The 10,128-nt window shown below is 73.7% G+C and carries 8 protein-coding genes and 1 riboswitch; of the genes, 7 read left to right on the plus strand and 1 reads right to left on the minus strand.

From position 1 onward, the window contains the following. The first annotated feature begins 237 nt into the window (after positions 1-237). The 6 genes from AB0O00_RS20725 (at position 238) to AB0O00_RS20750 (ending at position 7,416) form a co-directional block, all read left to right on the plus strand. Positions 238-501 carry a hypothetical protein gene (locus tag AB0O00_RS20725; RefSeq protein ID WP_363653822.1) on the plus strand — a complete coding sequence of 88 codons (264 nt, stop codon included), beginning with the start codon at positions 238-240 and terminating at the stop codon, positions 499-501. A gap of 137 nt (positions 502-638) precedes the next feature. Further along, the gene (locus AB0O00_RS20730; RefSeq protein WP_363653824.1) at positions 639-2,081 is read left to right on the plus strand and encodes an NYN domain-containing protein; all 1,443 of its coding nucleotides are present in this window, start codon (positions 639-641) and stop codon (positions 2,079-2,081) included. 200 nt (positions 2,082-2,281) lie between these two features. Continuing rightward, complete coding sequence (locus AB0O00_RS20735) at positions 2,282-3,319, plus strand: NlpC/P60 family protein (protein ID WP_363653826.1); 1,038 nt, start codon at positions 2,282-2,284, stop codon at positions 3,317-3,319. Positions 3,320-3,657: 338 nt separating this feature from the next. Continuing rightward, a riboswitch (cyclic di-AMP (ydaO/yuaA leader) is annotated at positions 3,658-3,811 on the plus strand. 10 nt (positions 3,812-3,821) lie between these two features. Next, complete coding sequence (locus AB0O00_RS20740; RefSeq protein WP_363653828.1) at positions 3,822-4,958, plus strand: NlpC/P60 family protein; 1,137 nt, start codon at positions 3,822-3,824, stop codon at positions 4,956-4,958. Positions 4,959-5,185: 227 nt separating this feature from the next. After that, positions 5,186-6,232 carry an NlpC/P60 family protein gene (locus AB0O00_RS20745; RefSeq protein WP_363653830.1) on the plus strand — a complete coding sequence of 349 codons (1,047 nt, stop codon included), beginning with the start codon at positions 5,186-5,188 and terminating at the stop codon, positions 6,230-6,232. 38 nt (positions 6,233-6,270) lie between these two features. After that, complete coding sequence (locus tag AB0O00_RS20750) at positions 6,271-7,416, plus strand: hypothetical protein (RefSeq protein WP_363653832.1); 1,146 nt, start codon at positions 6,271-6,273, stop codon at positions 7,414-7,416. Positions 7,417-7,451: 35 nt separating this feature from the next. On the opposite strand, the gene AB0O00_RS20755 is transcribed toward AB0O00_RS20750, so the two are convergent. Next, complete coding sequence (locus tag AB0O00_RS20755) at positions 7,452-8,813, minus strand: glycosyltransferase family 87 protein (protein WP_363653834.1); 1,362 nt, start codon at positions 8,811-8,813, stop codon at positions 7,452-7,454. Between the two features lie 213 nt (positions 8,814-9,026). Between AB0O00_RS20755 and AB0O00_RS20760 the strand changes: the two genes are divergently transcribed. After that, the coding region (locus AB0O00_RS20760) for a glycosyltransferase family 4 protein (RefSeq protein ID WP_363653836.1) at positions 9,027-10,128 on the plus strand (1,102 nt) is incomplete at its 3' end.

A 10,128-nucleotide genomic window follows, 5' to 3' on the forward strand; every position in this document is an offset into this window, starting at 1 on the left:
GCGATACGACAAACGCGCCTACATCTTCCATGGCACCGTCACCGTCGCATCAATCCGACTCTGGCTCCGACGATGATCCGCCGTACAGAACCTAGCCGTCCCGATCGCTCGAACCGGTGGCCGCGGCGGTTGCCCCAGGCAATAGGCTTGGGGCGGGCATTCCCGCCTCCCGCCGCCGATGCCGGGGCTCCGGGGGGAGCGCCTAGCCCACCCAGGGACCACCCGAGAGGACCCCCGATGACCGTCCCCGCCCTGACCGCCGAGACGCGTTGGCGCTGCACCCTGTGCGGCAACCTCACCCGCTTCGACCTGACCCGCACCGCGCGGGTGACCGAGTTCCTGCACTTCGACCTGGCCGGCGAGTCCAAGGTCGAGGAGACCGAGGTCCTGAGCGAGACGATCGAGTCGGTGCGCTGCCGCTGGTGCAACGCGGTGGACCAGGTCGAGCTGGTCGCCCGCCCGGGCGCGGACGACGCGACGGTCGAGGCCGAGCAGGGTTGATGCCCCGCCGGTGCGGTGGACGGTGCACGGCGTGGCCGTCCACCGCACGGGACAATACAGACAAGACGCACGGAGCGTGACGACAGGGACGGCGGCCGCGGGGCCGCGCCCGTTGGACCAGGATCGGAGCCGAGGACGTGGTGGACGCAGCGAGGGAGCCCGCCGGACCGCAGGGGCAGCCCGCTGCGGAGCCGGCCGCCGGTGCGGCGGGCGCCGCCGCCGGGGCAGTCGCGTCCGAACCCGCCGCGGAGCCGGGCGCCGGCCGCCTTGTCGAGAAGCTCGACCGGCCGCTGCCGGAGGGCGTGCGCCGGCGCGTGGTCGGCCTGGCCGCCGACGCGCTCGGCGGGCTGCCGCCGGGTGAGCTGCCGCAGAGCCTGCGTCAGTACGCCAAGTTCACCCCGGCCCGGCGGGCCAAGTACGCGGCCACCGCGATCGCCGCGGCCCTGGAGTCGGAGCCGGCCTTCCGGGTGCGGATAGCGGAGCGGCTGCGGCTGGGCCAGCCGGATCTGGTGAAGGCGCTGGAGTCGGGCAGCGTCCCCGGCGCCGCCGATCCGATGGACGTCGCGGCCGCCGCCTACCTGGTGCGGTCGGCGGGCTGGAGCCGGCTGGTCGCCGAGGCCGGCGAGGAGGCCGAGCGGGCCGGCGCCGAGGGCGCCGCCGCGGAGGCGGCCCGGCTGGTGGAGAAGCTGCAGGCCGAGCTGGCCGAGGTGCGGGCCGCGGCGCGCGCGGACCTGGACCGGTACCGGGCCGAGTCCGAGGACGTCCGGCGCGAGGCCGACTCGCTGCGCAAGAAGGTGCGTTCGCTGGAGAGCGACACCCGCCGGGCGCAGGCCGAGACCCGTCGGCTGGCCGGTGAGCTGGAGGCGCTGCGCACGCAGGCGGCGGCCGAGCGCGGCGCGGCCGAGAGCGAGGCACGGCGGCTGCGGCACCGAGTCGGCGAGCTGGAGACCGCCGCCGAGCAGGGCCGCCGGTCGGCCCGCGAGGGTCGCAGCGTGGAGGACATGCGCCTGCGGCTGCTGCTGGACACCGTGCTGCAGTCGGCGCAGGGGCTGCAGCGCGAGCTGGCGCTGCCGGTGTCGCAGATCCGCCCGGCCGACCTGGTGGAGGCGGTGGTGCCGGGCTCGGCCTCGCCGCACGACGTGGCGCGCCGCGGGCTGGCGGAGGACGATCCGGCGCTGCTGGACCAGCTGCTGGCGATCCCGCAGGTGCACCTGGTGGTGGACGGCTACAACGTGACGAAGACGGGCTACCCGACGCTGCCGCTGGAACAGCAGCGGCTGCGGCTGCTGGGCGGGCTCGCGATGCTGGCCCAGCGCACGCAGGCGGAGGTCACGTGCGTGTTCGACGGGCAGGACCTGGACGTGCCGGTGATCATGGCGCCGCCGCGCGGGGTCCGGGTGCGCTTCAGCCGGACCGGGGAGACGGCGGACGAGCTGATCAGACGCCTGGTGCGGGCCGAGCCGCAGGGCCGTCCGGTCGTGGTGGTCTCGGCCGACCGGGAGGTCGCGGAGGGCGTGCGGAAGGCGGGCGCGCGCCCGGTCGCCTCGGTTCTCCTGCTGAACCGGCTGGCGCGGCCCTGATTCCGTGCCGATGGGGATGACGGCCGTTCAGCGTCCGGTTTGCGGTGATGTGCGGATTCGGTGAAGCCGCGCGGGAGGCTGGAGTTCACACAATCGGGGGAGTGGCGCAATGCCTGGATCTTCACTAGGGTCTGGCGTCAAACCTATTTTCCGGATTTCTCACCCGAACCGGTGAGTCCATGGAAGAAGGAGCCGGTCCCTTGGCCTCCCACCGCCGTCCCAAGCAGCCCAGCCGTGCGCGGGTCTCCGTGCTCACCGCTGCCGCTGCGACCGCGGTCGCGCTCTCCGCCCAGGTGGCCGCGCACGCTGCGCCGCAGCCGAACAAAACGGACGTCAAGGCGCAGATCGACGCACTCCAGCAGGAGCAGGAGCAGGCCGCCGAGAAGTACAACGGCGCCAAGGAGCGGGCCGACCAGCTGCGCAAGCAGGCCGACCAGCTGCAGGACCAGGTCGCTCGCGGCCAGGAGCAGATGACCCAGCTTCAGGTCGGCCTCGCGGGCGTGGCGGGCGAGCAGTACCGCACCGGCGGCATCGACCCGTCCGTCCAGCTGATGCTCTCCTCGGACCCGTCCGGCTACCTGGACAAGGCCTCCAGCGTGCAGCAGGCGACGGCCACCGAGACCGACGCGCTCAAGGGGCTGCTGGACCAGCAGCGCCGCCTGGACCAGGAGAAGGCCGAGGCCGCCGCGGTGCTGGCCTCCCTCGATTCGACCACCAAGGACCTGAACCAGGCCAAGGCGGACGTCAACACCAAGCTCAAGGCGGCCCAGGACCTCCTGAACTCGCTCAGCGCCTCCGAGCGGGCCGCGCTGAGGGCCCAGCAGGCCCAGGACGACCGCGCCTCGCGCGGCGCCGACCGGGTCGACCTCAGCAACCTGCCGCCGGCCAGCGGCTACGCGGCCGTGGCCGTGGCCAAGGCGATGAGCAAGCAGGGCTCGCCGTACGTGTGGGGCGCCACCGGCGAGAACACGTTCGACTGCTCGGGCCTGATGGTCTGGGCGTACGGCAAGGCCGGTGTCTCGCTGCCGCGCACCTCGCAGGAGCAGGGCCACTACGGCACCCGGGTGCCCTCGCTGGACCAGGCCCAGCCGGGCGACCTGGTGGTCTACGGCGGCGACATGCACCACGTCGGGATGTACATCGGCAACGGCATGGTGGTGCACGCGCCGCACACCGGTGACGTGGTCAAGGTGATGAAGGCCGACGCGATGCCGATCAACACGATCCGCCGGGTCTGACCCCCCGACACGCCGGGGCCGGCGGAACGGCCCTGTGATCCGTGCCACCTCCCTGGCGGGGGTGGCACGTTCGCTTGTGCGCGTTTCGCCCGTCAGTGCGTGACAAGTGATCAGCCTTGCGTACTGGTGCGATCACCTTCTGTCATCTTCACAAAACAACCTGGTTATTCTTCCGCCTTTTTTCTGACAAGGATTTGAACGGATCACGGTTCAGTTACTAGGGTCGTGCCCCGAACCACCGCACTGTCGATCGCCCAGCCAGGGTGGCGGCGGTGGTTCCCGCCGAGTTCGTGAAGCAGCGGGACGGGTCGAAGCGCCCGTCCGACAGGGGAGCCCAGTGGTTGGGGGCGCTGTGGAGCGGAGCCGGGGAACCACGTTCCTCCGGGGTGAATCGGCGCCAGGTCGGCCGCTGGAACGGCCGTGAGGCGTCGTAGGGCATGCTTCCGGCCCGAACCCGTCAGCTCACCCGGTAGGCGGACGTAGGAAGAAGGAGTCCGCCTTCGTGGCGTCCCATCGTCGTCCCAAGCCCGCCGGCCGAGCCCGAGTTTCCTTCCTGACCGGTGTCGCCGCCGCCGCCGTCGCCCTCTCCGCGCAGTCCGGCGCCCACGCCGACCCGACGCCGACCAAGGACCAGGTCAAGGAGCAGGTCGACCAGCTCAACGAGCAGGCCGAGGTGGCGACCGAGCAGTACAACGCCGCCCAGTCCAAGCAGCAGGAGCTGCAGAAGCAGGTCAGCGGCCTGCAGGACCAGGTGGCCCGCCAGCAGGAGCAGGTGACCGACCTCCAGGGCGGCCTCGCCCAGATCGCCGGCGAGCAGTACCGCAACGGGGGCATATCCCCGACCGTCCAGCTGATGTTCTCGTCCAAGCCGGACACCTTCCTCAGCCAGGCCGACGCCCTGAACCAGGCCGGCAGCACCCAGAAGGGTCAGCTGAAGGAGCTCCAGGACCAGCAGCGCAAGCTCGACCAGGACCGCAACGAGGCCCAGGCCAAGCTCGCCGAGCTGGACGCGACCACCCAGCAGCTGAAGACCTCCAAGGAACAGATCCAGGCGAAGCTGAAGGCCGCCCAGGACCTCTTCAACACCCTGTCCGAGCAGGAGCGCCAGGCGATCAAGGCGGCCGAGGAGAAGGCCGCCGCCGACGCCAAGGCCAAGGCCGACGCCGCGAAGGCCCAGCAGGCCGCCGCCGACCGCGCCTCCCGCGACAGCAGCCGCGCCGACCTCGGCTCGGCCCCGTCGTCCGCGCCCTCGTCCTCGCCGGTCGCCAAGCCGGCCGCCCCGGGCAGCTCGCGCGGCGCCGCCGCGCTGTCCGCCGCCGCCACCAAGATCGGCAGCCCGTACGTCTGGGCCGCCACCGGCCCGAACTCCTTCGACTGCTCGGGCCTGATGGTCTGGGCGTTCGACCAGGCCGGCGTCTCGCTGCCGCGCACCTCGCAGGAGCAGGCCGGCGCCGGCACCCGGATCGGCACGGACCTCTCCCAGGCCCAGCCCGGCGACCTGCTGATCTTCTACAGCGACGCCCACCACGTCGGCATCTACGCCGGCAACGGCCAGGTGCTGCACGCGCCCAAGCCGGGTGCGAGCGTGCGCTACGAGGCGGTCTCCAACATGCCGCTCTCGTCCATCGTGCGGGTCTGATCCCCGCTCGGCTTCCCGCAGGCCCGGCCTTCCTCTCGTGGAAGGCCGGGCCTGCGGCGTTTCCTTTCCTCGGGCTGGTGTCCGATTAATGGTCAAATATTCGTGTTGGGAGGGGTTTGGACTCGGTTGCCCGGACTCGCTAACGTCTGCCACCGGACTCCCGCTCCAGGACCGCCCGCTTCGGTGCGGCGGCGGGACCGGTCCGCAGGATTGGAGCAGCCGCCGCCATGCCCGTGCACCGCCGTTCCCAACTGCTCGCCCGTGCGCTGGTGCTGACCGCGGCCGCCACCACCGCCCTGGGCGTGACGACGAGCGGCAGTGCCCAGGCCGCCCCCGGCGCCCCGGACGCGCCCAGCCGCAAGGACGTCAAGGCCCAGGTCGAGCAGCTGTACAACGAGGCCGAACAGGCGTCGGAGAAGTACAACGCGGCCCAGGAGGCCCAGCAGCGGCTCCAGGGCGAGACCACCGTCCTCCAGGGCGAGATCGCCGCCGCCCAGGAGCAGCTCAACCAGCTGCGCGGCGACCTCGCCACCGTGGCGGGCGCCGAGTACCGGGCCGGCGGCATGGCGCAGACCGTCCAGCTGATGCTCGCCACCGACCCGGAGGGGTACCTCGCCCGCGCCCGGACCCTCGACCAGGCCGCCGAGCGGCAGAACGAGACGCTGCACGAGCTGGTGACCCGTCAGCGCGGGCTCGACCAGCGCCGCACCGAGACCGCCGCCAAGCTCGCCGAGCTGGACCAGGCCCGGCGCACCCTCGCCGACAGCAAGCAGGACATCCAGCAGCGGCTCGCCAAGGCCCAGCGGCTGCTCAACAGCCTGGGCGTGGCCGAGCGCGCCCGGATGGCCGCGCAGGACGCCCAGGAGGCCGAGCAGCGCGCCACCCGCGGCACCGACCGGCTGGACCTCGGCACCACCCCGCCCGCCTCCGAGCGCGGCGCGGCGGCGCTCGCGGCGGCGGTGCGGATGATCGGATCGCCCTACGTGTACGGATCCACCGGCCCCCGCGCCTTCGACTGTTCCGGTCTGATGTACTACAGCTGGCGGCAGGCCGGAGTGTCCCTGCCGCGCACCTCGCAGGCCCAGGCCTACGCCGGCCAGCGGGTGAGCCTGTCCGAAGCACGACCGGGAGACCTGGTGATCTTCTACCGGGACATGCACCACGTCGGCATGTACGCCGGCGGCGGGGTGATCGTGCACGCCCCGTACCCGGGGGCCCGGGTGCGGTACGAGAGCGTCAACGCGATGCCCGTCGCAGGGGTGGTCCGGCTCTGAGCCCGACCCTGTCCGCACCGGACGCGATACGGCCCTGCGTGCTGTCCCGCCGGGGCGCCCTGCTGCTCGCCGCCGGAGGGCTGACGCAGCTGTCGCTGCCGCCCGCCGTCCCCGCGGCGCCCGGCCCGGGGCCCGCCGGCGCGGACGAGCGGACGGCGGTGGCGGCGGTGCTGGACGGGCGTGCGCGCGAGCTGGCGCTGACCTCCGGACTGCCGCTGACCGCCCGCTACCGCAACCTCGTCCTCTCCCCGGGCGCGGCTCCCGGCCGGCTCACCGCCGCGGCCGACCTGGACGTCCGGGTCACCGGCTACGACGAGTACCCCGCCACGTACCCCCGCCGCCTCGCGCTGACCCGGGCCGACGGCTGGCGGGTCGAGCGCGAGGACGCCGCGAGCGGGCCGCCGGCGCTCTGGGACTTCGGGACCGGACGGTCCGCGCGCGGCGCGCAATGCCTGGTGCTCGGCCTCGTGGCCGGACCGGACCCGGCCGCACTGGTCGCCGTCGGCGACCGCGCCGTCCCGGCGGTCAGCGCGGTCTGGGGCACCGGCTGGGCCGGCCGGCTGCTGCTCGAACTGCCCGCCACCGAGGCGCAGTTCGCCCGGCTGCTGGAGGCCGACCCGGCGGGCTGGACGGGCATGGCGGCGGTCACCGTGGCCGCTCCCGGGGCGCCCTCGCACACCCCGGCCGACCGGGTGGTGATCAACCCCGAGGCGTTCGGGCGGCTCAGCGACTTCGGCCGGCAGGTCGTCGTCACCCACGAGACCACCCACGTCGCGACCCGGGCCGACACCCGGGCCTGGACGCCCCTCTGGCTCTCCGAGGGCGTCGCCGACTGGACGGCCTACCGCGACTCCGGCCGCACGGACCGGCAGATCGCCCCCGAACTGGCCCGGGACGTGGCCGCCGGGAAGGTGCCCGCCGCGCTGCCCGCCGACCGCGACTTCGGCGCGGGCGCCACCGGCATCGCCCAGGCCTACGAACAGGCCTGGCTCGCCTGCCGGCTGATCGCCGGGCGCTTCGGCGCCGACCGCCTCGTCGCGCTCTACCGCGCGGTGGGCGCGGCGGACGGCGCGGGGGAGGACCGCGACCGGCGGATGGACCGGCTGCTGCGGGCCGAACTGGGCGTCGGGACAGACGAGTTCACGAAGCTGTGGGTGGGCGAGGTGGCCGCGCTCAAGGGTTGACGCCCGGCCTGGTGCCGGGGCGCCAGGGCACGCCCTTAGCGCCCGGCCGGGGTGTTGGGGCGGTCGATCCCGTCGAGCAGGTCCTGCTCGTAGGCGATGCCCGGACGGACCGGGTAGGAGCCGGCCGGGACGGGCTCGGGCTGCGCCAGCACGACGGTCGGCGCCAACCGGTCCTCGGCGCGCGTGGAGCGCCAGAGGCGGACGCAGGAGAGGACCGTCGCCGCCAGCAGCAGCAGGTTGCGGGCGGACAGGACGGCGATGGCCGCCGGGTCGCTCGCGAGGACCTGGGTGAACATCAGCGGGAACTCGACCAGCGTCAGCGGCGCGGCCAGCAGGATCAGCAGTGCCACCGGCCGCTGGCTGCTGCCGCGCACCGTCAGGCAGACCGCCGCGACGCCGATCAGCCAGACCAGGTACTGCGGGCTGATCACCCGGCTGGTGACGGTGAAGATCAGCAGCGCGGTCAGCGCCGCGTCGTACATGGTGGCCGCGTTGCGGCGCTTGGCGGTGTAGCGCCACAGCAGCAGCCACGCGAAGCCCAGCAGGGTGCCGGCCATCATGACCTTGCTGACGACGCTGACCCACGGCCCGAGCATCTCGGCCGAGCCGTAGTTCATCGTCACCCTGCCGTCCCAGCCGCCCGCGATCCGCGCGTAGTGCAGCGGCAGCGCGCCGAGCGACTCGACCTCGATGCCGCGGTCCTTCTGGAACGCCAGGAAGTCGAAGGCGCCGTTCATGCCGGCCGCGAGCAGGAAGCCCAGCGAGACGGCGGTGGCCGCCGCGAGCGTCCAGGAACGGCGGGTGCGGCGGCCGGAGGGGGTGCCGATCAGGCCCAGCAGCGGCCAGATCTTGACGATCCCGCCGAGGCCCAGCAGCATCCCGCCGACGGCCGGGCGGCGGATCAGCGCCAGCAGGCCGGCCACCGTGATCGCGGTGACGATGATGTCGAAACGGTTGTAGATCATCGGGCCGAGCAGCGGCACGGCCGCCACCCACATCCAGGCGCCGGTCAGGGCCCGGCCGCGGCGCAGGCCGGTGCGGACCAGCAGGGCCATCGCGAGGGCGTCCGCGATCCCGCAGATCACCCAGAACGAGACCACGTACGACCAGGGCAGCAGGCCCGGCAGCAGGATCACCAGGGCGGCGCCCGGCGGGTACTGCCAGGTGACGTCGTCGAACGGGAAGGTGCCGGTCTGCAGGACGCCGTACCAGGCGTGGTAGATCATCCAGACGTCCGCCGTGACGTCGCCGCCCGGCGAGCGCAGCACACCGGTCACGAACAGCACCAGCAGCGTCCGGGTGGCCACCCAGGTGGCGGCGAGTGCCGCGAGCGCCCCGAGCGGGCGGCCCGTGCGGGCACGGGAAGTACCGGTCTCGGTGGCCGGGGCCAACTCCACAGCGCTCCCTCGTTCGTCTCGGACGTCCCCACCGGAGGCGTCGCGCGACGGACGCCCGGGCCGCCGTCCTCAGCGGCTCAGGTACTAGGACTGACCCGGGGGTGGAACGGTTGCCGTGCGCGGTTCCGTTCCCGGCGGGCCATGGTGTTGACCTATCGTACGGATCACCCAGCGGTACACCGAGCACCCCCCGACCGAGCGAGCCGTGGCCTGATGCACAGAACCTTGATCGTCACCAACGACTTCCCGCCGCGCCCCGGCGGCATCCAGGCCTTCGTGCACAACATGGCTGTCCGTCAGCCCGCCGGGAGCATCGTGGTGTACGCCTCGACCTGGCGTGACGGCACCGAGGTCGCCCGCTTCGACGCCGAGCAGCCGTTCCCGGTGATCCGGGACCGGACGAAGGTGATGGTTCCCACACCGCGGGTCACCCGGCGGGCCGCCGAGATCCTCCGCGCCGAGAAGTGCGACTCGGTCTGGTTCGGCGCCGCCGCGCCGCTCGGGCTGATGGCGCCCGCACTGCGCCGGGCCGGGGCCGGGCGGCTGCTGGGCATGACGCACGGGCACGAGGCCGCCTGGGCCCAGCTGCCGGCCGCCCGGCAGCTGCTGCGCCGGATCGGCGCCGGCACCGACGTGCTGACCTACCTCGGCGAGTACACCCGCTCGCGGATCGCGGGCGCGGTGGGGGCGGAGGCTGCGGCGCGGATGGTGCAGCTGCCGCCGGGCGTGGACGAGACGACGTTCCACCCGGCCTCCGGGGGCGCCGAGGTGCGCCGCCGGCTGGGGCTGGCGGACCGGCCGGTGGTGGTGTGCGTCTCGCGCCTGGTCCCGCGCAAGGGCCAGGACACCCTGATCGAGGCGATGCCGCAGATCCTCGCCGACGTGCCGGACGCGGTGCTGCTGATCGTCGGCGGCGGCCCGTACCGGGCGGACCTGGAGAAGCTCGCGGACGCCAAGGGCGTGCGCGCCTCGGTGTGCTTCACCGGCTCGGTGCCGTGGGAGGAGCTGCCCGCGCACTACGGCGCCGGGGACGTCTTCGCGATGCCCTGCCGGACGCGGCGCGGCGGCCTCGACGTCGAGGGCCTCGGCATCGTCTACCTGGAGGCCTCGGCGACCGGCCTGCCGGTCGTGGCCGGGGACTCCGGCGGCGCGCCGGACGCGGTGCTGGAGGGCGAGACCGGGTACGTCGTGCCGGGCGGATCGGCCTCGGCGGCGGCCGAGCGGATCGTGCGGCTGCTGCACGACGAGGAACTGCGGCGGCGGATGGGCGAGGCCGGACGGCGCTGGGTGGAGCGCTCGTGGCGCTGGGACCTGC

The organism is Kitasatospora sp. NPDC093558 (genome assembly GCF_040683475.1).
Lineage (GTDB): Bacteria > Actinomycetota > Actinomycetes > Streptomycetales > Streptomycetaceae > Kitasatospora.

What these genes read in the sequence shown, in the direction of transcription:
- AB0O00_RS20725 (WP_363653822.1), top strand. Translation starts at nt 238, where the DNA reads ATGACCGTCCCCGCCCTGACCGCCGAGACGCGTTGGCGCTGCACCCTG.
- AB0O00_RS20745 (WP_363653830.1), top strand. Translation starts at nt 5,186, where the DNA reads ATGCCCGTGCACCGCCGTTCCCAACTGCTCGCCCGTGCGCTGGTGCTG.